Genomic DNA, 24,492 nt, shown 5'->3' with positions numbered 1-24,492 from the left:
CGGGACTGGATCGGCGCGCCAGGGTCGGCGTTCCCGCCTGCGGCAGTGCGTGCGCCTACTTCTCCAGGGACAGCGTGATGCCTGCTACGCAGGCCGCCTCGGGGTGTGTGCGTTGCGCGGCGAACGTACCTTGCAGGGTGGCCCCCACGGCAAGCTTGTCGCGCTGGAAACTGGCGCCGACGCCAAAGTCGGTATCGGCGTATTGCGGTGGTGGCGGCTCGACAGCGAAGTACTCTTTCGAGAATCCGGCGGCGGCCAGCCTGTCGGCCAGTTGCCCTAGCCGCAGCGGGCAGGCGTCGCCCATGTCGCGATAGCGGTAGCCGAGCCCGCTGCCCGCAGCCACGGGCGCATCTTCCTTGGAACTGATGGAAAGCGAGAGCGAGGCCCGGTCGGGCAAGTACTTCGCTTCGACCTCTTGCGTGAACGCCATGCCGGCGGCGTCGACAAAAGCAGCGAAGACGTTGCCGACCGGTGGCCGCGGCGAGGGATTCCACGGTTCGGCATACGGCGGCGGCAGCATGCCGGGGAAAAAATCCAGGTCGAACCGATCGCAGAGATGGCGCAAGGTCAACGCCGCCTCGTCGCCAGCGATCACCGCGTCGAGCACGCCGAGGTAGCGTTGCATCATGACGTGCGCGGGCACGCTGGAATCCTGTTCGGGATCGGCCAGATAGCGCTGGTGCTGCGCCTCGCAAGTGTAGGGCTGGCTCCACTGTTCCATCGCATAGGACGGCGGCGGCGCGGCCCGCGCGAACGCTGGCAGGGCGAAGAGCAGCAGCGGAATCGAGCGGATGGCGGCGCGTTGCATCGGGTGAGCATCCCGGCGGGCTGGCCGGCCCATCATACCGGGTGCTCGCGCGCCGTCCGCGCCGGGTGGGCTGACAACCCGGCGTCATGGCCTCATAACCGCGGGTTTGCATTCGCTGCCACGCAGGGCGCTATCGTCTCGGCTCCTCTTGCCGAGATCCGTCCATGTCCGACCCGAACTGGAAGCTGGAAACCATCGCCGTGCACGGCGGCTATCGTCCCGATCCGACCACCCGCGCGGTGGCGGTGCCGATCTACCAGACCGTGGCCTATGCCTTCGACGACACCCAGCACGGCGCCGACCTGTTCGACCTGAAAGTGCAGGGCAACATCTACAGCCGCATCATGAACCCCACCACCGACGTGCTGGAGCAGCGCATCGCCGCGCTGGAAGGCGGCATCGGCGCGCTGGCGGTGGCCTCCGGACAGGCGGCGGTGACCTATGCCATCCAGACCATCGCCGAGGCCGGCGACAATATCGTCTCCTCCAGCGCGCTGTACGGCGGCACCTACAACCTGTTCGCGCATACGCTGCCGCTGTCCGGCATCCAGACCCGCTTCGCCGACTACCGCGATCCCGGTGCCTTCGCCGGACTGATCGACGAGCGCACCAAGGCCATCTTCGTCGAGTCGATCGGCAATCCGCGCGGCAACGTCACCGACCTGGAAGCGGTGGCCGCCATCGCCCACGCGCATGGCGTACCGCTGATCGTCGACAACACCGTGCCCACGCCGTACCTGCTGCGGCCGTTCGACTTCGGCGCCGACATCGTGGTGCATTCGCTGACCAAGTACCTGGGCGGCCACGGCACCAGCCTGGGCGGGGCGATCGTCGATTCCGGGCGCTTCCCGTGGGCAGCGCACGCGCAGCGCTTCCGCCGCCTCAACGAGCCAGACGTGAGTTACCACGGCGTGGTCTACACCGAAGCATTGGGCGAGGCCGCCTACATCGGCCGCGCGCGGGTGGTGCCGCTGCGCAACACCGGCGCGGCGCTGTCGCCGTTCAACGCCTTCCAGATCCTGCAGGGCATCGAGACGCTGCCGCTGCGCATGGACCGGATCAACCAGAACACGCTGACGCTGGCGCGGCACCTGCAGGGCGAGGCCAAGGTGGAGTGGGTCAACTACGCCGGCCTGCCGGACCATCCCGAGCACGCGCTGGCGCAGAAGTACCTGCGTGGGCATGGCTCCGGCGTGCTGACCTTCGGCCTGCGCGGCGGCCGTGCCGCCGGCGCGCGCTTCCTCGACGCGCTGCAACTGTTCACCCGCCTGGTCAACATCGGCGATGCCAAGTCGCTGGCCACCCATCCGGCGTCCACCACGCATCGCCAGCTCTCGCCCGAGGAGTTGCAGCGCAGCGGGGTCAGCGAGGACACGGTGCGGCTGTCGGTGGGCATCGAACACATCGACGACCTGCTCGCCGATCTACAGCAGGCGCTGGGGCAGGCCTGAGCCACGCCGCGGGCTGCACGGGTGCTCAGCGGAAGAACTGGCTCGGCGGCTGCCCGAACTGGCGCTTGAACATGGCGGTGAACGCGCTGGGGCTGTCGTAGCCCAGTTCCACCGCCACGTCGATGATGCGGTCGCCGGCGGCCAGCCGTTCGAGCCCGCGCAGCAGGCGCAGTTGCTGGCGCCACTGGCCGAAGCGCATCCGCAGCTCGCGCTGGCACAGGCGCTGGATGGTCTTGACGTCCACGCTTAATTCCGTGGCCCAGGCATGCAGCGTGGTGGCATCGGCCGGGTCGGCGTCGAGCGCGGCGCCGATGCGCAGCAGGCGCGGATCGCGCGGCTGCGGCAGGTACAGCGGCAGCGCCGGCAGTGCATGCAGTTCGTCCAGGATCAGCCGCATCAGCCGCCCGTCGCGCGAGTCGGCGGCGTGGTCCCAGGGGATCTCCGCGGCGCTGCGGATCAGCGCTTCCAGCAGCGGCTCCACCGCCATCACCGTCGGCGTGTCTGGCATGCCGGCGATGGCGGCGGGGCGGATGTACAGGCTGCGCATGCGCAGGACGCCGATCCAGCGCACGCTGTGTTCGGTGCCGGCGGGGATCCACAGCGCGCGCGTGCTCGGCACCACCCAGTGGCCCTGGCCCGACCGCACCACCATCAGGCCGGACACCGCGTAGATCAACTGATGACGCGCATGCCGGTGCGGGGCGATGGCGCTGTCGGGCGGGTAGTCGACGGCCTTGCACACCACGTCGGCGGGCGCGTCGTCCGCATTGCGGCCGGCGCGCGGCACCAGCATGTCCTTTTTGCGATGGTTGCTGGGCATGTCGCGCAAGAAGGTCGGGACGGGGCAGCCTACCATGCACGCACTCCCGGCAATGCCCGTCCCGCCATGTCCACGCTGCGCCCTGCCGCTCCCGTCGTTTCCTCGCCTGCCGGCACCGCCGCCCCGCGCAAGGTCGCCGCCGGTGTGCTCGCCGCGATCACCTCCTCGCACCTGATCAACGACATGATGCAGTCGTTGATCCTGGCGCTGTACCCGGTGCTCAAGGGCCAGTTCCAGCTCAGCTTCGCCCAGGTCGGGCTGATCACTCTCACCTACCAGATCACCGCCTCGCTGTTCCAGCCGCTGATCGGGCTGCGCACCGATCGCCGACCGGCGCCGTATTCGCTGCCGATGGGCATGAGTTCCACGCTGTGCGGGCTGTTGCTGCTGGCCTATGCGCCCAGCTTCGGCATGGTGTTGCTGGCGGCGGCCTTGGTCGGGATCGGCTCGGCGATCTTCCATCCCGAATCCTCGCGCATCGCGCGGCTGGCCTCGGGCGGCCGCCATGGTCTGGCCCAGTCGGTGTTCCAGGTCGGCGGCAATACCGGCACCGCGCTGGGGCCGCTGATCGCCGCGGCGGTGATCGTGCCCAACGGCCGCCACAGCGTGGCTTGGTTCGGCGGCGCGGCGTTGCTCGGCATCGCCTTGCTGTCCTACGTCGGGCGCTGGTACGCGCTGCACCTGCAGGCCGCGCGCGCGACGCCGCGGCCGGTCGCCGCGGTGCCGGCGCTGCCGCGCGCCACGGTGGTGCGCATCGTCGGCATCCTGCTGCTGCTGATCTTCTCCAAGTACTTCTACATCGCCGGGCTGAGCAGCTACTACACGTTCTACCTGATCCAGCGCTTCGGCATTTCGGTGCAGAGCGCGCAGCTGCACCTGTTCGCGTTCCTGCTGGCCTCGGCGCTGGGCACGCTGATCGGCGGCCCGGTCGGCGACCGCATCGGCCGCAAGCCGGTGATCTGGGTGTCGATCCTGGGCGTGGCGCCGTTCGCGCTGGCGCTGCCGCACGTGGGCCTGCATGCGGCCACCGCGTTGACCGTGCTGATCGGCTTCGTGTTGTCCTCGGCGTTCTCGGCGATCCTGGTGTATGCGCAGGAAATGATGCCCGGACGCATCGGCACCATCTCCGGGCTGTTCTTCGGCTTCGCCTTCGGCATGGGCGGGCTGGGCGCGGCGGTGCTGGGCCTGCTCGCCGACCATCGCGGCATCGTCTTCGTGTACCAGGTGATGTCGTTCCTGCCGCTGCTGGGCATCGTCGCCGCGCTGCTGCCGAGCCGGCGACCCGACGCCGTCGCGACGCACTAGCACGACCGCGCGTGGCCGGCATCGGCCGGCGCGGACAGCTTGGCGAAAGCCAGCGGCCGCATGCTGTCGCGTCGGCCGTCGCGCCCCCATCGCCGTCTTCGCATGCCTGTCATCGCCCTGGTCTCGTCCATTGCCCACGCCTGGTCCACGCTGGTCGACCTGGTCGCCAGCCACGCGGTGGCGCCGCTGCTGGCGGCGCTGCACCTGACCGGGCTCAGCGACGATCCGCACGACATCGCCGCCTCGCTGCTGGTGGCCGCGCTGCAACTGTCCATCATCGGTGTGCTGTTCCGGCCGCTGGAGAGCCTGTGGCCGGCCGAGCGCTGGGAACATCGGCGGCTGGCGCGGATCGACTTCCACTACACCTGGCTGATGTTGATCGGGGTGTTCCCGCTGTTCTCGTTCCTGATCCTGACCCCGGTGGTCAACGCGCTGGGCGGCGCCGACCCCAACGCCGCGGCGGCGCCGGAGACCGGCCTGCGCCATGCCTGGCCGTGGTTGGACCGGCATCCGCTGGCGCTGTTCGCGCTGTACTACCTGGCCTACGACTTCACCTACTACTGGATGCACCGGGTGCAGCACTGGATGCCGTGGTGGTGGGCGATGCACAGCATGCACCACAGCCAGCGCCAGCTCAGCTGCTGGGCCAACGACCGCAGCAACTACCTGGACGGCATGCTGCAGTCGTTCGTGCTGGCCGCGGTGGGCATCGCGTTCGGCATCGAGGCCGACGAGTTCGCCTGGCTGATGCTGCTCGGCGAACTGGTGCAGAACCTGTCGCACGCCAACACCCGTTTCGGCTTCGGCCCGGTGCTCGACAAGGTCCTGGTCGATCCGCCGTTCCACCGCCTGCACCACATGCGCGTGGACCCGGAGCGACCGGGGCTGCACAACTGCAACTTCGGCCAGGTGTTCGCGTTCTGGGACGTGCTGTTCGGCACCGCGCTGTATGGCGAGCCGGTGCGGCCGACCGGCGTGGGCGATCCGATGGTGGACCGCGACAACGAGCTGGGCCTGGTGGCGCTGCAGTGGGAAGGGCTCAAGCGCTTCTGGGGGGCGGTGCGGCGCCGCTCAGGGTGGACGCCGGGCGAAGTGGCGTTCGGCGAGGACTATGCGCCGATTCCGGTGGATCATGCTGGTTTGCCACTGCATGTCGAGCCGCCTGCGGCTGCGGCTTCTACGCCGGCGTCGAATGGTTGAAAGGCCGGGATTGGGGAGTCGGGATGACCAGCCGTTCGGCTGTGGAAAGCAGGGATTCGTAAGAGCGGTGGCGGTTGGCAATGCCGGTCCTTGCTGGCTTCGCTGGCTGTCGCACCCTCACCCCAACCCCTCTCCCGGGGGGAGAGGGGCTCGGCTTTTCCCTTCTCCCCTTGGGAGAAGGTGCCCCGAAGGGGCGGATGAGGGTAGGGCGCAGCCTCGTGCCCCCAAACACCGCGAGACGCTACGCGCCGTACCCTCACCCCAACCCCTCTCTCCCACGGGACTTCCTTCGGTCGCCGGGGGGAGAGGGGCTTACTGGCTCACTGTTTTTTGAGGCAACCGCTCATGAAGGTCTTGCGGGCGTCGCCCTGCAGTTTCTGCGTCGCGGCTTGCGCGTTGCAGTCCTTCATCCGCTGCTGGGAGGCGTTGCCCGCCGCCGGGGCGGTGCCGCCGCTGAGGCAGGCCTTTTGCGCGCTCTTGTACTCATCGCCTTTCTTGCCCTTGTTCTGGGCCGAGCACTTGGCCATCAGGGTCTGTTGTGCGGTCTGCGGCTTGGTCGCGGCGGCGGCCAGCAGTGGGGCGGCGGTGAAGCTCAGCAGCAGGCAGGTGGCGGCGAAGCGGGCGGAACGGGTCATGGCGGCAGCTCCGGTTGGATGTGCCGGCAGGGTGCGCCGGCACGGGTGACCGGATCATGACGCGGCGGCGGCCGAGTCGGCAATGCGGCGCTGCGGCAAGGCGTCGGCGGCCTGCGCCGGCCCGTCGAGGAACAGCATCTGTGGCGGTGGATGCATCAGGAACTGCTGGTGCGAGATGTTCCAGGCGTAGGCGCCGGCCAGCGGGAACGCCAGGAAGTCGCCCGGCGCCAGTGCGGCCACCGGCTGGTCGCGGGCCAGTACGTCCTTGGGCGTGCACAGTTGCCCGACCAGGGTCACCCGCGCATCGCGCAGCACCGGCGGCTGGGTGCCGCGCAGCACCAGGAACGGATGGTCGTGGCCTTGCGCGGCAGGCGTGCGGAAATGATGGGTGCCGCCGCGGCCGACGGCGAACTGCGCGCCATGGCTGCGCTTGATGTCCAGCACCTCCATCAGGTACCAGCCGCAGGCGGCGCTGACGTAGCGGCCCGGCTCCAGGCGCAGGCGCAGGCCTTGGCCGTGCGTGCGCAGCAGCGTCGGCAGGCCCGCGCAGAACGCGGCCCAGTCGAACGAGGCCGCCGGATCGGCGTAGTCCACGCCGAAGCCGCCGCCGGCATTCACCGTCAGTGGGCCCAGCGCGTAGGCCTGGCGCCAGCCCTGCACGGTCTGCAGATAGTGCGCGATCAGCCGCAACTGCAGCTGCGCATCGCGCTGGTGCGACAGCAGGTGGAAGTGGAAGCCGTCCAGGCGCAGCCCGCTCGCGCCGCGCAGCACCTGCATCGCGGCATCCAGGTCGTCCACGTCCAGGCCGAACGGCGAGGGTCGCCCGCCCATCACCAGGCGCGTGTCCTGCATGCCCGGTACCACGATGTTCAGGCGCAGGAACACCGACAACGGGCCTGTGCGCGACGCGGTGATGCGCGCCAGTCGCTGCAGCTCGCCCAGGCTTTCCACGTGCACGCTGCAGTCGGGCAGGCTGGCGGCCAGCTGCAGTTCGGTATCGAGCTTGCCGGGGCCACCGAACAGCAGCCGGCGGCCCGGCTGGTGCGTGTGCAGCCATTGCAGTTCGCCGCCGGAGGCCGCCTCGAAACCGTCGACCCACGGCGCCAGCGCGCGCAGCACGGGGGGCTCGGCGTTGGCCTTGGCCGCATAGAACAGCTCGCACTCGGCCGGCAGGTGTGCGCGCAGCATCGCCGCGTGCGTCTGCAGCGCCGCCAGGTCGTAGACGTAGGCGCAGACCGGGCCGTCGGCCTGCGTGCGCAACTGCGCCAGCGCCGCGTGCAGTGGTGCGGGATCGATGCGCAGGCTCATGCCGCCGCCTGCCGCAGCGCGGCGCTGCCGATCGGGTTGGGCAGGAAGCTGTAGTCGGCATGGCGGTCGGCACGCTGCAGCAGGCGCAGGCGCAGGTTGTTTTTGGCCGGCAGCGGCGCGCCGTCGAGCAGGGCCTGCAGTGCCGGTTGCGTGCCGTGGCGCTGCTGCCAGCTGCGCGCGATGTCGCCGACGATCTGCCACAGCTGGCGTTCGCGGCGGTCGTGGCCGTCGGCGAGGTGGAAGATCGCTTCGGCCAGGTTGTTGACCAGCGCGCAGTAGGCGATGCGGTTCCAGCCGCGTTCGGCGCTGTAATACAGCGACTGTCGCGCGGTCTCGGACATGCCCGGCAGGCGTGCGGCCGGCCAGCGCGACGGCAGCAGCTTGGTGCCTTCGAGGTCGCGGATCCACACCTGTGTCGGCAGGCCGTCCTCGCAGCCGATCACGGTGTTCTGCAGGTGTGGCTCCAGCACGATGCCGTAGCCGAACCAGGCGCTCCACACGCCATCCAGCAGCAGTCGCGCATAGGCGCGGAACCAGGCTGCGGTGGCCGCCTCCAGGCTGCTGCCGCTGCGCTGCGCCAGCGTCTGCAGCGCGGCGGCGCAGGCCGGCTGGCCGCGTGCGTCGTTGGTGAACAGCGCACCGGCCACCTGCGGGCGATAGCGCGCGCGCTGCGCCGCGGGGATCGCCTGCCGGTACAGCACGCCGAAGCTCTCGCCCAGTTCGCGGCAGGCCTGCGCATCGGCGTCCAGCGCGGAGAAGTCCAGATCGGTGGCGGCCGGCTCCAGCAGCACGTGGAAGCCAGGAACGCGCTGCGCCAGCGCCTGCCAGTCCGGCGCCAGCAGGCGGGTCAGCGCCACCGCGCTTTCCAGTTCGTACCAGGCGTTCTTGCGCACGCAGTTGGTCAGGCGCACGTGCACCGACAGCTTGAGGAAATGATCGAGCTCGGCGTGGTAGAGCGTGCGCACCGACGAGGTCGGGCGCAGCGCCAGGCCGCGTTCGCCCAGCGGCTCGATCCAGCCGCGCGCCTGCGCCTGGCGCAGCAGCGGATGCGCCAGCACGCGCTCGGCCTCCCACGGATGGCAGGGGTACAGGTCGGCGCCGCCGCCGGCCTGTGCCAGGGTGGCGCGCACATCATGGCCCTGTGCGCGATACAGGCGCGGGTCGATGCGGAACCAGAACAGCGGGAAGGCGCTGCGCGCTTCCGGCGCGCAGGCCAGCACCTGGTCCAGCGGCACGCCCTCGCGGCTCTTGGGCGTGGGATGGAAGGCGTGGCCCCACAGCATCGATTGCTCGGCATCGATCAGCGCCTCGCCGGTGGGCTGGGCGGCGTCGGCCTGGCGCAGCAACTGCGCGGTGATGGCGATGCTGTTGGCGCTCTGCGCCAGCAGTTCCAGGTTCGGCGCGTGCTCGCCTTCGCTGAGTTCCTGCAGCAGCAGGCGCACCAGCGCCTCTGCGTCCAGGCAGTGCCACGGACGGCCGTCGGCCTTGAGGTAGGGTGCCGAGGCGAAGCGGCAGCGGCCCAGACGGTCGGCATGCGCCAGGCGCACGCACAGCGTGGCGCCGGAGGGCAGGCGTAGGCGCAACCAGCGCTCGCCGGCGGCGGCGATGCCGGGCCGGTCCAGACCGCGGTAGTCGAAGTCGGCCAGGCCGCGATCGAGCGCGACTTCGCGCAGGTAGCAGTTGAGCCAGCAGGTGATCGCCTGCGCTTTCGCCAGGCTGTCGTACCACGGGTCATGCATCGGCAACGGGGACATGGACGGTTCTCCGAACGGACGTGAGCATCAGGGCCGGCAGCAGCGCCAGCAGGGCGGCCGCGGCGGCGGCGAGGAAGGGAACGGCCAGGCCATGGCCTTGCACCAGGGCACCGGCGAGGGCGCCGCCGGCGACGCCGGCGTACTTGCCGGCGGCATCGAAGCGGCCGAACAACTGGCCCGCGCCGCGCCCGCCGGCAACCTCGGCCAGGCTGCGGTTGAGGCCGCGCAGCGCCATCCACATGCCCAGGCCGAACAGTAGCCGCGCGGCGATCAACCAGCCGGGCGCCGGCGGCGCCATCTGCAGCAGGCAGGCCAGTGCGAACAGCGCCAGCCCCGCCGGCAGCGGCGACACGCGGTGGTCGCGGCCGCGCCAGCACGGCATCAGCACCAGGTAGACCAGGTGCGGCAGGCTGTACAGCAGGCCGGCGACCGCGCTGCTGCCGATGCCGTGCGCCTGCGCATACGGCAGGAAGTAGGGAAAGGTCACCACCATCGCGAAACAGAACAGGAACTGCGTGGTCCACAGCGCCCAGCGCTGGCGGCGCTGCGCCGCATCCGCCTGCGGCATCGCGGGTGTGGATGCGACTGCCGCCGGCACGCGCGGCGGATCGGCCGGCAACCGCCAGCTCAGCGCGAAGGCCAGCAGCGGCAGCAGCGCCAGGTAGCGGTACAGCGACTGCGCCGGCCCCAGCGCGGTGGCCAGGCCGAGCAGCGCCGGTGCGGTGACCATCGCCAGGCGTGCCGAGAACTGGGTCCAGTCCAGCGCCCGCGCCAGCGAGCCACGCTGCGCCTGGCTGCTGAGATAGGCGTTGGTCGCGGCCAGCGAGCCGCCGCAGGCGCCTTGCACGACCAAGCCGGCGACCAGCCAGCCCAGGTTCGGCGCGAAGCCGGCCATGAGGAAGCCAAGCGCCAGGCCGAGTTGCGCGCGCAGCAGCGAGCGCTTGCGTCCATAGCGGTCGGCCAGCCGGCCCCAGGTGCTGGCGGTGAGCGCAGTGCACAGCGTCGGCAGCACGTACAGCACGCCGCTCCAGCCGATCGCCGCACCCGGCGCGAGCTGCTGCAGCACCTGCGGCAGGAACAGCGGCATGCCCAGCGCGGTGAAGGCGGCCAGATAATGCGCGGCCAGCACCGGGCCGAGGAGGCGCTTCATCGCGCCGCCCCAGCCGCGACCGCGCGCGCCGCCAGCGCATCCTCGCGCAGCAGGTTGGGCGCGCTGTCGCCGTAGAACTTGTTGATGTCCGCCGCGCCGGTGATCTGCTTGCCGAGCAGGCTGCCGGCGCTGAGCAGGTACTTCACCGGAAGCGTGGGCGCGTCCAGCAGCGCCTGCGCCGGGGCGGTGTCGATGCCGTCCTCACGCAGCGCGCGCAGGGTGCCGTGCAGGCGCGCGCGCAGCAGTGCGTACAGCGGGGCGCGCAGTCCCGGCTGCCATTCCGCCAGCCCTTCCAGCACCGCCTGCAGATCCAGTTGCAGGATGATGGTGCAGAACATCCGCGCCAGCGCGGCGTCGTCCTGCACCACGATACGCGCATCGCGCGGGGTGCCCAGCGCGGCCAGCGCCGGCCGTTGCGCGTACAGCCGCGGCAGCAGCACCCGCGCCGCGTCGTTGTCCTTCATCAGCAGCCGCGGCGCGCGGCCGGCGGCGTAGATCAGCACGCTGTTCTGCTGGTTGGCCTCCAGCGCGATGCCGTAGCGCAGCCACAGCCGCAGGTGCACCTGGCACATCAGCGCCAGGTAGCTGTCCCACCAGGCGGTGAGGTCGCCGCCATGGAAGCGGTCGGCCAGGTGCGCGGCCAGCGGTCGGCCATCGGGCAGCGTCGCGCACAGGCCGGCCACCGGTACCAGGGTCGCCTCCGGCAACGCCGGATAGCGGCGCAGCAGGTAGGACAGGTGGCGTGTCTCGCCGACATGGCCGGCATGCGCCTCGTCCACGTGCAGGTAGCGTTCGCCCAGCGCCGGATCGTGTGCGGCCAGGTCGCACAGCACGCGTTCGAACCAGTGCCCGTCGTACAGCGTGGACGGTTTGATCAGGCGCAGGTTGAGCGCGCCGAGCGTGCGCATCGGCACCGGCAGCTTCAGATGATGATCCGGAAACGCCAGCGGAATCACCGTGCGCAGCGATAGCGAGGGTCGCACCTGCAGCCACGGCTGCGGCGCGGCGATCGCGCCGTCCGGCAGGGCGAAGCCGTCCTCGCCCAGCCGCGCGAAGATCAGAGGGTGCAGCGGCCAGGCGACGTGGTCGGCGTCCAGCGCCGGGTCCAGGCCGAGCATGCTCGGGCGCGGCCAGAACGCCGGCGGCGGCGTGGTCTGGGTGACCTGCGCGATTGGCAGCGCCAGCCAGCGCAGCGCGAAGCTGGGGCCGAACTCCGGGGCGTAGCGCGGCAGGTCGGCATCGTCCAGGCCAAGCTTGGCGCGTGCGCTGGGATAGAACGGATGGTCGCGGTGGCTGGCCAGTTGTTCGCAGCGGTAGGCGCGCTCGTGCGCGTCGGCGGCGTCCAGCGCGGTGGCCAGCAGTGGCCGTTGCTGCGCGTAGGCCTGCCGCGCCAGCGCGCGCTGGCGCACCGCGCACTCGGCTTCCTCGACATAGGCGCGGTGCAGCGCCTGGGTCTCCGCGTCGAGCCCGGCACCCAGTCGCGCCAGCCACTGCGCGGCGCCGGATTCGCAGACACTGTGCTGCCCGGTGTGCAGGACCCAGCCGTCGCTGCAGGCGCTCACGGTCTGCAGGTAGCCGGCGCGGCGCAGCGGCAGCCACAGTTCGCCGTCGGGCAGGTGCGCGATGCGCCACCAGATGGCGTCCGCGGGCAGCGGCGCCTGCGCCCAGGCGGCGAGCACCGCCGGCGGCGGCGTGGCCGCGGCGCCGCGGCTGACGATGCCGCGCAGGTCTTCGCGCAGGCAGGCGTCGATCACGCGCAGGTCGATGTAGCGGCGGTCGGCGTCCTGGCTCATGCCGCCACTCCGGTGGCGGTGTCGATGCGCCAGTGCAGCGACGCCTCGGTGCGGGCCAGCGCCTGCTGCAGGTCCGACGCGGTGTCGGCGAGCACGTCCAGCACGCCCAGGTAATCCTTGTTGGAGTGGCTCAGCCGGATCGCGTCGCCGGGTTGCCGCAGGCGCCGGTAGCGCGCTTCCCAGTGCGCATCGCTGCTGGCGTGGTCGGCACTGGCCACCGCCAGCGTGCCGTCGTGCTCGGCCACGTAGTAGCGCACCAGCGCCTGCGCGCGGCGCGCCTGCAGCGCCGGCAGCGGCCGGCCCAGGTGCAGGCCGAGCACACTGTCGAACCAGTGTCCGCCGAACAGGCGATCGAGCAGGAATTCGCGGCCGTCGCCGATGCTGCGGTAGTTGATCTCCACCAGCACCGGGCCGTCGGCGGTGAGGATGAACTCGCTGTGGCATACGCCGAAGCCGATGCCGAACGCCTGCAATTGCGCCAGTGCCTGCTGCAGCACCGGGGTGTCGATGGCGCTGCGCCAGCGTGCCTCGCATTCGACGAAATGCGGTGGCGCCGACAGCTGCACGTCAAAGCCGCCGACCGGCTGCAGGGTGCGCCCGTCGCCGAGCGTTTCCAGGGTGAACAGCGGACCCTCCAGCACGCTCTCCAGCAGCACGCTGCGCTGCGGGTGGCGCTGCCAGAAATCATCGAGGTAGGCCTGCAGCGCCGCCGCGTCGGCGCAGTGGCGCACGTCCAGGCTGGCCACGCCTTCGCGCGGCTTGGCGATCAGCGGCCAGGGTGCCTGCGCCGGCGGTTGCGCGCCCGGTGCCAGGCTGCAGAACCACGGCGCCGGCAGGCCGAGCGCGCGCAGCCGCTGGCGCATCGCCGCCTTGTTCTTGGCCGCGTAGCAGACCTGCCAATCCTTGCCCGGCACGCCGAGCGCGGCAGCGACCACGGCGGCGCTGGTCTGCAGGTGGTCGCTGTTGCTGAACACCGCGCGCGGCGGCTGCGGCAGGCCGCCGAGCAGGTCGAGCACGCCCAGCGGATTGAACACGTCGCACTCCAGCACCTGCACCGGTGCGGCCGGCGGATGGCGGCGGAAGTGCTCGAGGTGCGCGTGGCGGTGGTCGGTCAGCAGCAGCACCGGCACGCCCAGGCGCTGCGCGGCGGGGAGGAAGCCATCGGTCACCGCCGGGTGGCAGACGTGGCTGAGGAGCAGCAGGGGAGCGTCGTGCGGGGTCATGTGCGGGTCTCGTCGGGCGCAGGCGCACGCACGCCGCCGGCGCGGCCGCGCGGAGGCGGACACGGGAGGCATGCGCCGCGGCTGCGGCAGGGTCGCGTGGTTGCCTGGCGCATCGCATCGGGCGCGCGCTGGGTAGGGGAAGGACGCGGCTGCGTCCGCTGCAGGTGCCCGCGTCTCCCGCGGGCGGCGGCGCGCCGTGCTGGCGCGCGGTGGTGCGACTGCCGGCGTCGTCGTCCGACGCCGGGGTGGATCAGAACGTGTACTCGAGGCCGACGGTGACGCTGCGGCCCGGCGCCGGCTGCCGGCCCCAGGGGCTGGTGTCGATGCCGCGGTACCAGTACTTGCGATCGAACAGGTTGTTGACCGCCAGCGACGCGCTGAGCTTGCCGCTGGCGCCTTCGCTGAGCACCTGGCTCAGCTGCGCGTTCCACACCCAGTAGGCCGGCAGTTCGCCGACCGAGCCGATCGCGTTCTCCTGCACGGTGTTGGCCGCATCGCTGAAGGCGCGGCTGAAGTAATAGCTGGAAACGGCGACGGTGGTATGACCGGAGTCGGGCCGGTACGACGCGCCGAGGGTGAGCTGGTTGCGCGAGGTGTAGGGCACGCGATTGCCGTCGTACACGCCCGATTCCTGCCGCGCGTCCAGGTAGGCGTAGCCGGCGTTGAGGGTCAGCGCGCGCAGTTGCGCCGGGCTCCACTGCAGTTCCACTTCGCCGCCCTGGTGGCGGGTCTTGCCGAGGTTGCGGTAGGTGCGCGTGGTGTTGTCGAGCTGGATCTGCTGGTCGAAGTCGATCAGGTAGCCGCCGAACTGCACGCGGGTGCGCTCATTGGGCTGGTAGCGTGCGCCGGCTTCGTAGTTCCAGGCCAGTTCGGCGTCGAGGTTGTCGCCGAAGATGATCTGGGTGACCTGCGGCGCGCGCAGCGAGCGCTGCCCGTCGGCGTACAGGTACCACTGCGGGCTGGCCTGGAATCCCAGGGTCAGGCCGGGCAGCACGTCGTCGGTCTTGTTGCGCGTGCGCGCGCCGCTGGCCAGGTTGTAGTAGCGCGAATCGACCTGCTCGTAGCGCAGGCCGGGGGTGACGGTGACGCGGCCGTCGGCCAGGGAAATCGCGTCGCTCACGTAGGCCGCCGCGCCGCGGTCCTTGAAGCGCCAGTCGCGCACCAGGGTGTACAGGCCGTCCCTGAGGCGGGTGTTGCCGACCAGGAAGTCGATGTCCTCGTTGATCGCGCGCGCGCCCAGCGTCCACTGCTGGCGCACCGCGCCGTCGCCCATCGTCCAGCTCAGCCGCGGCTCGCTGCCGTAGACGCGGAAATCGCGCGGGGCGCTCTGCCGCAGTTGCGGCGGCAGGTCGGGGCGCCAGGTCTCGCTGGCCGCCGAGCGCATGCCGACGATGAAGTTGCGGCTGCTGCGCGCGCTGAAGTTGCTCCAGTCCAGGCGCAGGTCCTGGAACGGCCCCACATCGCCGAAGTCCTGCTGGTAGACCAGCGAGGCGCGCGTGGTGCGGCCGTTGAATGCGTCCAGCGGCCGCGTCGACTGGCGTGGATCGCGCAGGTAGTCGGCGGTGGACAAGGCGCCGGCCATGTCCATGTCGGCGACGTAGCGCTGCACGCTGGCCTTGAGCAGCTTGTCCGGTGCCAGCCACCATTCCGCGCGCAGGCGCAGGTTCTTGATGTCGGTGGCGCTGTGCTCGCGCCAGTAGTCGCCTTTGGTCCAGTTGGCGTCCAGTTGCAGGCCGAAGGTATCGCTGGCGTAGCCGCCGGTGCTGATCGCGGTGTCGCCCAGGTAATGCCCAGCGCCGCCGGCGGTGACCTTCTGGCCCAGCGTGGTGGTCCAGGTGGTGGGGATGTCCGGGCTGATCAGGTTGATCACGCCGCCGACGTTGTTGGGGCCGTACTGCACCGCCGCGCCGCCGCGCACGATGTCGATGCGGTCGACCTGGTTCAGGCCGACCGGGAACAGCGACAGGCTGGTCTGCCCGTACGGCGCCAGCGCCAGTGGAATGCCGTCCTCCAGCACCTGCACGCGGCCGCTGCGGCTCTCGTACAGGCCGCGCAGCATGATCTGCGGCAGCGCGCCGGTGCCGGTCTCGTCGAACACCTTGATGCCCGGCACCTTCTGCAGCGCGTCGTCCAGCGAGCGGTTGGCGCCGGTGCGCAGTTGCGTGTTGTCGATCACCTGGCGGCTGCCGGCGTAGTGCTGCACGTCCTCGACGGTGGAGCGGCCGAGCAGGCTGCCCTGCACCTGCACCGCGTCGAGCTGGCGGATCCGCGCCTGCGCGTCGGCGTCGGGCGGAGTGTCCTCGGCGCACGCGCTGGAGGGGGCGAGCATGGCGGCGGCGAGGGCGACGGCCAGCAGCGAAGGGGAAAGCGAAGCGATCAAGACGACGACTCCAGAGGCACGAAAACGGTCAGGGGCTGCGCAGGTCGGCCGCGCGCTGGCGCAACGCGGCCTGCAGCAACGCGCGGTCTTCGCCGGCGAACAGCCACTGCAGGTCCGCCTGCGCCAGCCAGTGCGCGCGTTGCGCGGCGTCGCGGGGATTGGGGCAGAAGGGAACGCCGGCGGCGCGGCAGGCCGCGTCGATCGCCAGCAGCTGTTCCCAGACCTGCGGATGGGTCGGCTGCGGGCCGACGCCCAGGTCCAGCGCCAGGTCCAGCGCGCCTTCCATCACCAGCGACACGCCGGGCACCTGCAGGATCTGCGGCAGGGCGCGCACGCCGGCGGCGCTCTCGATCATCGGGATCACGCGCAGGCGCGCGCGGCTGCCGGCGATGTAGTCGGCCAGGGCCACGCTGCCGAAGCCGGTGACGCGGCCGCCGGTGATGCCGCGGCGGCCGTGCGGCGGGAAGTGCGCGGCGGCGACCGCGCGCTCGGCCTGCTCGGCGCTGTCCAGCCCGGCCAGGACCACGCCGCGGGCGCCGGCATCGAGCACCCGGCCGATCAGCTTGGCATCGACCTCGGGCACGCGCACCCACGGTTCGCAGCCGCCCAGCTCGCAGGCGCAGATGGCGTGTTCAAGCTCGGCGGGCGAGCGCAGCACGTGTTCCAGATCGAGTACCGCGAAGTCGTAGCCGACATGCCCGAACATCTCGCACAGCAGGGCACTGGGCACGGAGTTGAGCAACCCGATCTTGCAGGCCATGGGGGAGGGCGCGCGGAACTGGGGAAGGGAGCGCAATCCTGCCGCAAACGAGAATGCTTATCAAGAAGATTCGCTACGGGTCTTCACGACCGCCGTAGACGCTTTCTGTGCGCCACCACACTTTTCGCTGCGACTCACTCGCCGAAGAGGAGCCGCTTTTGCGAATCCCCAATCCCGAATCCCCAATCCCTAAGCCGCGCGGTCAAGGCCTCAGCGCGCCGCGGCACGCAGCCCCCGGTACGGCGGCGTCGCCATCACCATTTCCGCCAGCGAATAGGCCAGTTCGCGCTCGGCCATCACCGTGCCGTCGGCGCCGTGGTCGAGCAGGTGCTTGACCTCGGCATCGCTGTGCGCCCGCGCCAGCAGGGTCAGCGCCGGGTTCAGCGCGCGCAGCTTGGCCAGGGCCTCGCCGGCCTCCAGCGGCTGCGGGATCGCCAGGATCGCGATCTTGGCCTTCTCCGGATGCGCCTCGGCCAGCACGCGGTCGGCGGCGGCACTGCCGCGGATGCCGGGGATGCCGTCGGCGTGGGCGCGTTCGACATGGTCGCGGTTGTCGTCGATCACCAGCACCGGTACGCCGCGCTCGCGTAGCACCGCCGCCAGCGCGCTGCCGACCCGGCCGTAGCCGATCACGATGGCGTGGTCGACCAGGTCCAGCGACGGGCCCGGCGGCAACTCCGGCTCCACCGTCACCGGCGCCTCCACTGCCTGCCGCGCCTGCCAGCGGTCCAGCCAGGTGAACAGCAGCGGGTTGGCGATGATCGACAGCAGCGCGCCGGCCAGGATCAGGTCGCGGCCGGTCTCGGGCAGGATCGCCAGGCTCACGCCCAGGCCGGCCAGGATGAAGGAGAACTCGCCGATCTGCGCCAGGCTGGTGGAAATGGTCAGGGCGATGCCGGTGGGGTGGCCGAACGCCCGCACGATCACGAAGGCGGCCAGCGACTTGCCGACGGTGATGGTCAGGAACGTGGCCAGCACCTGCCAGGGATGCTCGACCAGGATGTGCGGATCGAACAGCATGCCCACCGAGACGAAGAACAGCACCGCGAAGGCGTCGCGCAGCGGCAGCGAGTCGTTGGCGGCCTTGTGGCTGAGCTCGGATTCCTTCAGCAGCATGCCGGCGAAGAAGGCGCCCAGCGCGAACGACACGCCGAACAGGGTGGCCGAGCCGAACGCCACGCCCAGCGCGATCGCCAGCACCGACAGGGTGAACAGTTCGCGCGAGCCGGTCGCGGCGACCTTCTCCAACGCCCACGGGATGGCGCGGCGGCCGACCACCAGCATCACCGCCACGAACGCGGCCATCTTCAGCAGGGTCACGCCGAGCGCGCCGAGGATCGCCCCGGTGTCGGCGCCCTTGCCGCCGAGCGCGTCGGCCAGTGCCGGCAGCAGCACCAGCGCCAGCACCATCACCAGGTCCTCCACGATCAGCCAGCCGACCGCGATGCGCCCGCGCAGGGTTTCCAGCAGGCGCCGTTCCTCCATCGCACGCAGCAGCACCACGGTACTGGCCACCGACAGCGCCAGGCCGAACACCAGGCCGTGCAGGGTCGGCCAGCCCATGCTCCAGGCCAGGCCCCAACCGAGCAGGGTGGCGACCGTGATCTGCGCCAGCGCGCCGGGGATCGCGATCCACTTCACTTCCATCAGGTCTTCGAGGGAGAAGTGCAGCCCCACGCCGAACATCAGCAGCATCACCCCCAGTTCCGACAACTGGGTGGCCAGGGCCTGGTCGGCGACGAAGCCCGGTGTGAATGGGCCCACGCAGATGCCCGCCACCAGATAGCCGACCAGCGGCGAGAGTTTGAGGCGGTGGGCGAGCGTGCCGAGGATGAAGGCGAGCGCGAGCCCGACCGCGATGATGTCGATGAGACTGGTGTCGTGATGCATTCAGGATCGCAGAACAAGTAGGCCCCGAGTGTCGCCGATCGGGGCTTTTGTCGGCAAATGGATGGGTGGCGCCAAACGGCTGGCGGACCCCGGGCATCGTGATTGGGCCACAGGCCCATTACGTGGCGGGCTGCGCGTGCGACGACAGGACGGGACGATCTCGGCCGGGCGGCCGGGCGGCCGGCATCGGGAGCAGGCGGCCGCGAGCCGCATGCCCCCGGCATCGCGCAGGTGGGGCATGGACGCGCGTGCCAGGGCCGCGAGCCGCGCAACCGGCGACCCGGGCGGTGCCGTATCCCAGCCCCGGCTCCCGCTCCCCGACACCCTGAGTGGGATGGAAGTCGCAGCGATCGGGTCCCTCGCGCAACTCCCTGTCGGGAAAGACATTACACCGGATGATGGACGTTATCTGTCTACTGTTTCGGCCCATGCCGTGGTGTATGTTTGCGCCAATTAGGTGTCCTGCCAGGACCAGGGTGGCATGGCTAGACTGAAGACATTCGCGAGCGGAATCCTCTTGAGCGCGGTGTACTGCGCGGCCTACCTGGCCGTGTGGCACTGCTCTCTGGATCAATGGTTCCTGCCGATCGGACTGCGCACCGCAGCACTGCTGTTTCTCCCGTATCGGCTTTGGCCCTACGTTTTTCTGGGAGACGCGGCGGCGCTGCTGAGCATGCGTGTGCCGATGATCGAGGAGGGCGGGGCAAATCCGGTCTGGGTGTACGGCAGCTCGTTCCTGTTGATGCCGGCCTTCTCGCTGCTGCCTTGGGCGGTCCGGCGCAGCCTTCCTGATTTCCGGGTCGAGCAGAGCTGGCTGCCGCTGATCTGCCTGTGCGCGGCATTGTGGGCAGTGCTCGTCAACAAGGGAGTCAACTGGCTGCTGGGTGGGCCTGCCGCCTATATCAATCTGGAAAACACGCTGAAGTTCTGGATAGGTTTCTATCTGGGTATCGTCATGTTCGTCTTTCCCGCCCTGCTGTGGGTCAGGCGAGGAGAGGGAGATACAGGCGAGCGAAGGACGCTGCTGCACAGCGCGGGCGTCGCTGCGTTACTGATGGCCGTCCTGTTCGCTGGGGCAATGCAGGCCGAGGGTGTGCTGCGCCAGTTCGTTCTGGTTCTGATGATCGCGCCGGCTGTGTGGCTGACGTTCAAGCATGCATGGCGAGGCGCTGCAATCGGTGTTGTGATGGCCAACTTTGCGGTGGCCATGTCACTGCCAAAGACCAACTATGCTGGTGCCTACGATGCGGACACATTGCAGGTGCAGTTGTTGGTGGCATTCGCGGTGACTGCGCTCGCTTCGTTAGGCGCCAGGCTCTCTGTCGCCTTCGACCAGGCGCAACGCTTCGGCTTTGCCGAAAGGCAGGCCCTGCAAGTCGCCCAGGCCAGCTACATGTCGGCCGAGCGCACGCTGCGTAACCGCGTGATCGAGTACACCGACATCCATGTGCACATCAACAAGCTGCGCCGCGACATCGCCAGTACGCTGAAGGAGCACGGTCACTACGCCGCGGCGATGGAAATGAACCGTACCGGGGTGATCCAGGCGCAATTGCTGGACGATTACGTCGCGGCGCTGTATCCGCTGGATATCGAAACCCACGGCCTGTACGGCGCGCTGAATTCCATCGCCTTCGCCAACGCCTGCGATACCGAGGTCGAGGCGCGCCTGCACGGGGATTCGCGGCGGCTGTCGATCGGGCTGCAGCTGGCGGCGTATCGCTGCGTGCTCAACGCCATGGAAATCCTGCCCGATGCGGGCCGGCATACGATCACCGCACGAGTCTGGTCGGCACGCGGCAAGCGCGGCCTGGTGGTGACCGTGGAAGCCGATGCGGCGATGCCGGGCAGCGGCCGCAAGCATCACAGCGCCAACGAGATGGACTGGGAACTGGCCAGCCGCTTGAAGGCTCATGACGGCACCTGCCGGCGCCGTCATGAGCAAAAGATCAGCTTCCTGATCTCCGAGCCGCTGCAAAAGACCGTTATTTCTTGATGGTCACGGTCCAGACGTCGCCGTTGGCGCCGCTGGTCACCTGCACGGTGAAGTAGCGCGCATCGTAGACCACGGTGCCGCGGCTGCTGTCGAAGGTGTCGACGGTGCTCACCCGATCCACGTCCTTGCCCATCGGCGTCACCCAGGCGGTGTCGCCGACGCGGCCGACCGCACCGCGCACCTGACCGGTGCTGTCGTTGATCTGCAGGTAGGTCACGCCGTTACGCTCGAACTGATAGATGCGCACCGATGCGTTGGTGGACAGGTTGGTCGCCGCTGGTGCGCTCTCGCCGAAGCCGCGAATGGCGATCGGCGTACCGACACCGCCGCCCGGACAGCAGCTCTGTGCATAGGCATTGGACGCCAGCGCAGAGCAGAGCACGATGCCCGAGAGTGTCGCGAGTTTAGAAGTTTTCCACATAATCAGGTCCTTCCCCGGATGGGGCTTTTTTGCCTGCCGTTCAGGCGATTCCACATTACGCGAATCGCAACAGGCCACTGTTGACAAATAATCAATCGATTCATACTTGTGATGTGGCTCACGCTTATTTTTGCGGAGGAATTCCCGCAAATACGCCGCATCGGCTTGCTCAGGTATGGCCCCAGGTCACGCGCGATTCGCGTCGACCATCCGGCATCGCCGGGGTGTCGGGCGTGGACCTTATTGCAGTTTCCATGCCACACATTGCGGGTATGTCCTCGCGGTGCAGCAGGGCATGTTGTTGCTGGCGCTTCCGCGTTCGGCACAGCCAAGTGATGCCGAATGCCGCTGTCGATGGCGAGCGCGTTGCATCGTGGGGAAATCCATCGCGCCGTCGCCCGGCGTTTGTCGAATGCGATCACGAGTCGTGTCGTGTCTGAGATGGCCATCACCGACGTGACCGGATCGGTACAGTCGCTTGGCCCGATGCGCCCGGATCGCGCGGCGAATGTTTGACGCCTCTGCGTCGCTGTCGGCCGCGATCAGGCGACGCGTCGCTGCAAACGCATGGGTCGAACGGATGACGGCGCGAGTGCGATGCGTTGCCGAACGGGACGAGGCTTATGGGCGCGCGCTTTGCCGACGCTTCGTCACCGCCGCGTTGATGCCCATCCGATTCCTGCGTCAGCGGTGTAGCGCCGCACGCCATCGAGACCGACCTGGCGGACATGCGGTCGCCGCGTTGTCTGCGATGAACGCGGCGGCGGCGGTGCCGGGACACCGCCGCCGCAATGCATCACCAACTGTAGTTGACGTTGGCGTAGGCGAAGGCGCCGTTGAAGCCGAACGGCGAGGACGTGCTGTACGGCAGATAGGTGCGAGTGCCGGCGCCGGCGCGCGAGCGGTCGGGATACTCGTTGAGCACATTGTCGCCGCCGACGGTCACGCGCCAGCGGCCCAGCGTGTACGCGGCCGATAGGTCCAGGGTCCATTTGGCCGCATAGGTCTGGTCGGCGGCCGGCGTGGTGCCGAAGTCGGTGAATTCGCCCCAGCGCGTGGCCGTGGCGGTGAAGGCCCAGGCGCCGGGCGACCATACGCTGCTCAGGAAGAACTTGTCGCGCGGCGAACCGCGGGTGATGCGGCCGATCTCGGCACGGCCGATGCGTACCGCGGTCGGGTCGATCGCTTCCAGGACCGCAGGATTGCCGGCGATCTTCTCGATGTCGGTCTTGTTGTAGTTGTAGCCGGCGGTGAGATCGAGGCTGCTCGCGGGCAGCGTGAGCTTGTAGGTGCCGATCGCATCCACGCCCTGGGTCTTGGTGTCGATGGCGTTGGTGAAGTAGCGGCCGCCGCCGATGCCGGCGTAGCCGTTGCCCTGCAGGTAGTTGCGCACGGCGGTGGAGGTGAGGTTCTCCGAGAGCACGATGCGGTCGTCGATGTCGATGCGGTAGGCGTCGAGGGTGATGTACAGCGCGTCCACCGGCTGCAGCACCAGGCCCAGTCCGTAGTTCTTGGACTTCTCGGCCTTCAGCGGCTCGGCGCCGAGCGCGATCGCCGCCGGATTGTCGGTGCGGAAGGTGCCGATCTCGAACGGCGTGGCGGCGATGCTGCCGTCGGGCTGGGCGACGTTGATGAAGTTGGTGGCGACCGACTGGAAATACTGCTGCTGCAGCGACGGTGCGCGGAAGCCGGTGGAGACGGTGGCGCGCAGCGCGACCTTCGGACTGAAGGCGTAGCGCAGCGACAGCTTGCCGGTGGCGGTGTCGCCGAAGTCGCTGTAGTTCTCGTAGCGCCCGGCCAGGCCTGCGGAGAACTTGTCGGTGATATCGCCTTCCAGGTCGAGATAGGCCGAGTAGCTGTTGCGATCGTAGTGGCCGGAGTCGCCGGGCTTGAAGCCGGCGAACACCTGCGCGCCCGGCAGCAGGGTGCCATTGGCCGAGGGAATGCCGCCATTGACATAGGACGCCGGCGCGCCCGGCGATTCGTTGAACTTCTCGCCGCGCCACTCGGCGCCGAAGGCCAGGGTCACCGGGTAGGCCAGGCCGACCTCCAGCGATTTGCTGAAGTCGGCGTTGAGCACGTTCTGGGTGACCTGCAGCGCGCCCGCATAGAACTCGGTGGGACTGGCCAGGCCGAGGCTGTTGTTGAGGCTATGGCGCACGTCGAAACTCAGATCGTTGCGGCCGTAGTTGTAGCTGAGGTCGATGGCCAGGCCGCCGGCGGTGCTGGACTTGACCCCGCCGACCCAGGACACGTCCTTGCTGACGTTGTAGATCTGCGGCAGGAAGCCGTCGGGGTAGATCTCCGGGCGGTTGCGGTTGTCGCCGGACCAGCGGAAGTAACCGTTGGACAGCACCTCGCGGCGGCTGAGCATCGCGTAGGAATAGAAGGTGATGTAGTCGGCCGGGCTGTACTGACCGTTGTAGGAGACCGCGCCCTGGTCCACGTCGGGGTCGCCGTAGCGCTGCTGCACCTGGCCCTGGTACGGCGTGGCGCGGTCGGTCTGGTCCTGGTGTCCGGCCTGCGCTGCGAAGTGCACTGTGCCGGTCTCGGCGAAGGTGAGCCCGGCATCGCCGGAGAGCTGGTACTGCTCGCCGTCGCCGGCGCTGTATTTGCCGTAGCGCCCGGCCAGACTGCCGCCCGTGCCGCTGCCCTTGAGCACGATGTTGATGACGCCGGCGATGGCGTCGGAACCGTATTGCGCGGAGGCACCGTCGCGCAGCACTTCGATGCGTTCGACCGCGGCGATGGGAATGGTGTTGAGATCGGCCGGCGAGGAGCCGCGGCCCTGCGCGCCGTTGAGGTTGACCAGCGCGGTGGTGTGGTAGCGCTTGCCGTTGACCAGCACCAGCACCTGGTCCGGCGAGAGCCCGCGCAACTGCGCCGGGCGCACCGCATCGGAGCCATCGGTGATCGCCGGGCGTGGAAAGTTCAACGACGGCACCGCGCGCGACAGCGCGGTGGCCAGTTCGGTGGTGCCGGTGGACTGCAGCGTCTCCGGCGAGATGATGTCGATCGGCGAGGTCGATTCGGCGACGGTGCGATCGGCCACACGCGTACCGGTGACGATGACGGTGTCCAGCGTTTGCGCGTTGCCGGTGTTCTGCGCGTGGACCGAAACGGCGGACGTCGCCAGACACAGGGCGACGGCGTGGGCGAGCGGAGTGAGCGTGCGCGTCATGGGGGAGGCGGCTCCAGAAGTGGGGGGAGGCGCCGCTGCATGCGCACTCCCCTGTCCCCTGGCGGATGCGACGACGCGACCTAGGGATTACCGGTTGATGTCAGTGGAGTCAATATTCCGTTAAGCCGGATGCCGAGGTTGCAATTGCAACCACCGCTGCAGGCGTTGCGGCAGCGCCAATCCCGGGATTTTCCGGGCGTGTAGACAAAATGCCGCCCATGCGCACGGACATGGTGCACGCGGCGGTGCCTGCGCGCGGGTGCTGCGGCGTTTTTCGCAGTGCGATGTGAGGGATGCTGGCTGCGCGGCACGAGGCAGAGCACGGTGTTGGGCGCGTCGCGGTTGCACGAGCGCAGCATCTCGCGAGCAATGCGTATGGCGCTTGTGGGAGCGGCTTCAGCCGCGACGAGTGAAGCC

Annotated in this window: 19 protein-coding genes; 5 read left to right on the top strand and 14 right to left on the bottom strand. The window is 69.6% G+C overall.

Translation table 11 applies throughout. The features are described 5' to 3' along the window. Positions 1–55: 55 nt before the first annotated feature. On the bottom strand, positions 56–808 hold the full coding sequence (locus tag CEK65_RS02645) for a hypothetical protein (protein WP_152180683.1): 753 nt from the start codon (positions 806–808) through the stop codon (positions 56–58). Positions 809–972: 164 nt separating this feature from the next. Here CEK65_RS02645 and CEK65_RS02640 point away from each other — a divergent pair, with 164 nt between their 5' ends. After that, a complete protein-coding gene (locus tag CEK65_RS02640; protein ID WP_152180682.1) occupies positions 973–2,259 on the top strand; it encodes an O-acetylhomoserine aminocarboxypropyltransferase/cysteine synthase family protein in 1,287 nt (428 codons plus the stop codon). 25 nt (positions 2,260–2,284) lie between these two features. Here the strand turns inward: CEK65_RS02640 and CEK65_RS02635 are convergent, their stop codons facing one another. Further along, positions 2,285–3,115 (bottom strand): helix-turn-helix transcriptional regulator, encoded by an 831-nt coding sequence (locus CEK65_RS02635; protein WP_226980453.1) that lies wholly within the window; start codon positions 3,113–3,115, stop codon positions 2,285–2,287. A 30-nt stretch (positions 3,116–3,145) separates the two neighbouring features. Here CEK65_RS02635 and CEK65_RS02630 point away from each other — a divergent pair, with 30 nt between their 5' ends. Together CEK65_RS02630 and CEK65_RS02625 are read left to right on the top strand one after the other, a co-directional pair. Next, a complete protein-coding gene (locus CEK65_RS02630) occupies positions 3,146–4,384 on the top strand; it encodes an MFS transporter (protein ID WP_152180681.1) in 1,239 nt (412 codons plus the stop codon). A gap of 102 nt (positions 4,385–4,486) precedes the next feature. Next, positions 4,487–5,584 (top strand): sterol desaturase family protein, encoded by a 1,098-nt coding sequence (locus CEK65_RS02625; protein WP_152180680.1) that lies wholly within the window; start codon positions 4,487–4,489, stop codon positions 5,582–5,584. 320 nt (positions 5,585–5,904) lie between these two features. On the opposite strand, the gene CEK65_RS02620 is transcribed toward CEK65_RS02625, so the two are convergent. The 9 genes from CEK65_RS02620 to ybaL all read right to left on the bottom strand — a co-directional run bounded on the left by CEK65_RS02620 (position 5,905) and on the right by ybaL (position 18,477). Further along, positions 5,905–6,219, bottom strand: a complete 315-nt coding sequence (locus tag CEK65_RS02620) for a PsiF family protein (RefSeq protein WP_148828141.1) — start codon at positions 6,217–6,219, stop codon at positions 5,905–5,907. Positions 6,220–6,273: 54 nt separating this feature from the next. After that, positions 6,274–7,527, bottom strand: a complete 1,254-nt coding sequence (locus CEK65_RS02615) for a type III PLP-dependent enzyme (protein WP_152180679.1) — start codon at positions 7,525–7,527, stop codon at positions 6,274–6,276. Continuing rightward, positions 7,524–9,281 (bottom strand): IucA/IucC family protein, encoded by a 1,758-nt coding sequence (locus CEK65_RS02610; RefSeq protein WP_152180678.1) that lies wholly within the window; start codon positions 9,279–9,281, stop codon positions 7,524–7,526. The genes CEK65_RS02615 and CEK65_RS02610 overlap by 4 nt, the downstream gene beginning before the upstream one ends. Next, the gene (locus tag CEK65_RS02605; RefSeq protein WP_150409768.1) at positions 9,259–10,431 is read right to left on the bottom strand and encodes an MFS transporter; all 1,173 of its coding nucleotides are present in this window, start codon (positions 10,429–10,431) and stop codon (positions 9,259–9,261) included. Before CEK65_RS02605 ends, CEK65_RS02610 begins: the two co-directional genes overlap by 23 nt. Beyond that, the gene (locus CEK65_RS02600; RefSeq protein ID WP_152180677.1) at positions 10,428–12,224 is read right to left on the bottom strand and encodes an IucA/IucC family protein; all 1,797 of its coding nucleotides are present in this window, start codon (positions 12,222–12,224) and stop codon (positions 10,428–10,430) included. The genes CEK65_RS02605 and CEK65_RS02600 overlap by 4 nt, the downstream gene beginning before the upstream one ends. Continuing rightward, positions 12,221–13,447 carry a siderophore biosynthesis protein PvsA gene (locus tag CEK65_RS02595; RefSeq protein WP_152180676.1) on the bottom strand — a complete coding sequence of 409 codons (1,227 nt, stop codon included), beginning with the start codon at positions 13,445–13,447 and terminating at the stop codon, positions 12,221–12,223. Before CEK65_RS02595 ends, CEK65_RS02600 begins: the two co-directional genes overlap by 4 nt. Before the next feature lie 250 nt (positions 13,448–13,697). Continuing rightward, on the bottom strand, positions 13,698–15,776 hold the full coding sequence (locus tag CEK65_RS02590; RefSeq protein WP_152180690.1) for a TonB-dependent siderophore receptor: 2,079 nt from the start codon (positions 15,774–15,776) through the stop codon (positions 13,698–13,700). A gap of 79 nt (positions 15,777–15,855) precedes the next feature. Next, the gene (locus CEK65_RS02585) at positions 15,856–16,587 is read right to left on the bottom strand and encodes an aldolase/citrate lyase family protein (RefSeq protein ID WP_152180675.1); all 732 of its coding nucleotides are present in this window, start codon (positions 16,585–16,587) and stop codon (positions 15,856–15,858) included. 210 nt (positions 16,588–16,797) lie between these two features. Continuing rightward, positions 16,798–18,477: a YbaL family putative K(+) efflux transporter gene (gene ybaL, locus CEK65_RS02580; RefSeq protein ID WP_152180674.1), complete on the bottom strand. Its 1,680-nt coding sequence runs from the start codon at positions 18,475–18,477 to the stop codon at positions 16,798–16,800. A 481-nt stretch (positions 18,478–18,958) separates the two neighbouring features. Here ybaL and CEK65_RS02575 point away from each other — a divergent pair, with 481 nt between their 5' ends. After that, entirely contained in the window at positions 18,959–20,473 is a 1,515-nt protein-coding gene (locus tag CEK65_RS02575; protein WP_082028689.1) for an MASE1 domain-containing protein, read from the top strand. Here CEK65_RS02575 and CEK65_RS02570 read toward each other — a convergent pair. Next, positions 20,463–20,894: a hypothetical protein gene (locus CEK65_RS02570; protein WP_026143831.1), complete on the bottom strand. Its 432-nt coding sequence runs from the start codon at positions 20,892–20,894 to the stop codon at positions 20,463–20,465. The two genes, CEK65_RS02575 and CEK65_RS02570, sit on opposite strands and share 11 nt — an antisense overlap. 342 nt (positions 20,895–21,236) lie before the next feature. Here CEK65_RS02570 and CEK65_RS20915 point away from each other — a divergent pair, with 342 nt between their 5' ends. Further along, positions 21,237–21,410: a hypothetical protein gene (locus CEK65_RS20915; RefSeq protein WP_193314669.1), complete on the top strand. Its 174-nt coding sequence runs from the start codon at positions 21,237–21,239 to the stop codon at positions 21,408–21,410. Between the two features lie 280 nt (positions 21,411–21,690). Here the strand turns inward: CEK65_RS20915 and CEK65_RS02565 are convergent, their stop codons facing one another. After that, the gene (locus CEK65_RS02565) at positions 21,691–24,075 is read right to left on the bottom strand and encodes a TonB-dependent receptor (RefSeq protein ID WP_152180673.1); all 2,385 of its coding nucleotides are present in this window, start codon (positions 24,073–24,075) and stop codon (positions 21,691–21,693) included. An 80-nt stretch (positions 24,076–24,155) separates the two neighbouring features. Next, positions 24,156–24,492: hypothetical protein (locus tag CEK65_RS21110; RefSeq protein ID WP_226980452.1), on the bottom strand; the 337-nt coding region annotated here is incomplete at its 5' end.

Source organism: Xanthomonas sp. LMG 12459 (genome assembly GCF_009192905.1).
Taxonomy (GTDB): Bacteria; Pseudomonadota; Gammaproteobacteria; order Xanthomonadales; family Xanthomonadaceae; genus Xanthomonas_A; species Xanthomonas_A sontii.
The sequence above is the reverse complement of the archived record's forward strand: the minus strand, read 5'-3'. Positions and strand labels throughout refer to the sequence as shown.

Bases quoted from the DNA above. Each gene is read 5' to 3' on its own strand.
- CEK65_RS02645 (WP_152180683.1), bottom strand. From the start codon at position 808: ATGCAACGCGCCGCCATCCGCTCGATTCCGCTGCTGCTCTTCGCCCTG.
- CEK65_RS02640 (WP_152180682.1), top strand. From the start codon at position 973: ATGTCCGACCCGAACTGGAAGCTGGAAACCATCGCCGTGCACGGCGGC.
- CEK65_RS02635 (WP_226980453.1), bottom strand. From the start codon at position 3,115: ATGGTAGGCTGCCCCGTCCCGACCTTCTTGCGCGACATGCCCAGCAAC.
- CEK65_RS02630 (WP_152180681.1), top strand. From the start codon at position 3,146: ATGTCCACGCTGCGCCCTGCCGCTCCCGTCGTTTCCTCGCCTGCCGGC.
- CEK65_RS02625 (WP_152180680.1), top strand. From the start codon at position 4,487: ATGCCTGTCATCGCCCTGGTCTCGTCCATTGCCCACGCCTGGTCCACG.
- CEK65_RS02620 (WP_148828141.1), bottom strand. From the start codon at position 6,219: ATGACCCGTTCCGCCCGCTTCGCCGCCACCTGCCTGCTGCTGAGCTTC.
- CEK65_RS02615 (WP_152180679.1), bottom strand. From the start codon at position 7,527: ATGAGCCTGCGCATCGATCCCGCACCACTGCACGCGGCGCTGGCGCAG.
- CEK65_RS02610 (WP_152180678.1), bottom strand. From the start codon at position 9,281: ATGTCCCCGTTGCCGATGCATGACCCGTGGTACGACAGCCTGGCGAAA.
- CEK65_RS02605 (WP_150409768.1), bottom strand. From the start codon at position 10,431: ATGAAGCGCCTCCTCGGCCCGGTGCTGGCCGCGCATTATCTGGCCGCC.
- CEK65_RS02600 (WP_152180677.1), bottom strand. From the start codon at position 12,224: ATGAGCCAGGACGCCGACCGCCGCTACATCGACCTGCGCGTGATCGAC.
- CEK65_RS02595 (WP_152180676.1), bottom strand. From the start codon at position 13,447: ATGACCCCGCACGACGCTCCCCTGCTGCTCCTCAGCCACGTCTGCCAC.
- CEK65_RS02590 (WP_152180690.1), bottom strand. From the start codon at position 15,776: ATGCTCGCCCCCTCCAGCGCGTGCGCCGAGGACACTCCGCCCGACGCC.
- CEK65_RS02585 (WP_152180675.1), bottom strand. From the start codon at position 16,587: ATGGCCTGCAAGATCGGGTTGCTCAACTCCGTGCCCAGTGCCCTGCTG.
- ybaL (WP_152180674.1), bottom strand. From the start codon at position 18,477: ATGCATCACGACACCAGTCTCATCGACATCATCGCGGTCGGGCTCGCG.
- CEK65_RS02575 (WP_082028689.1), top strand. From the start codon at position 18,959: ATGGCTAGACTGAAGACATTCGCGAGCGGAATCCTCTTGAGCGCGGTG.
- CEK65_RS02570 (WP_026143831.1), bottom strand. From the start codon at position 20,894: ATGTGGAAAACTTCTAAACTCGCGACACTCTCGGGCATCGTGCTCTGC.
- CEK65_RS20915 (WP_193314669.1), top strand. From the start codon at position 21,237: ATGCCGCTGTCGATGGCGAGCGCGTTGCATCGTGGGGAAATCCATCGC.
- CEK65_RS02565 (WP_152180673.1), bottom strand. From the start codon at position 24,075: ATGACGCGCACGCTCACTCCGCTCGCCCACGCCGTCGCCCTGTGTCTG.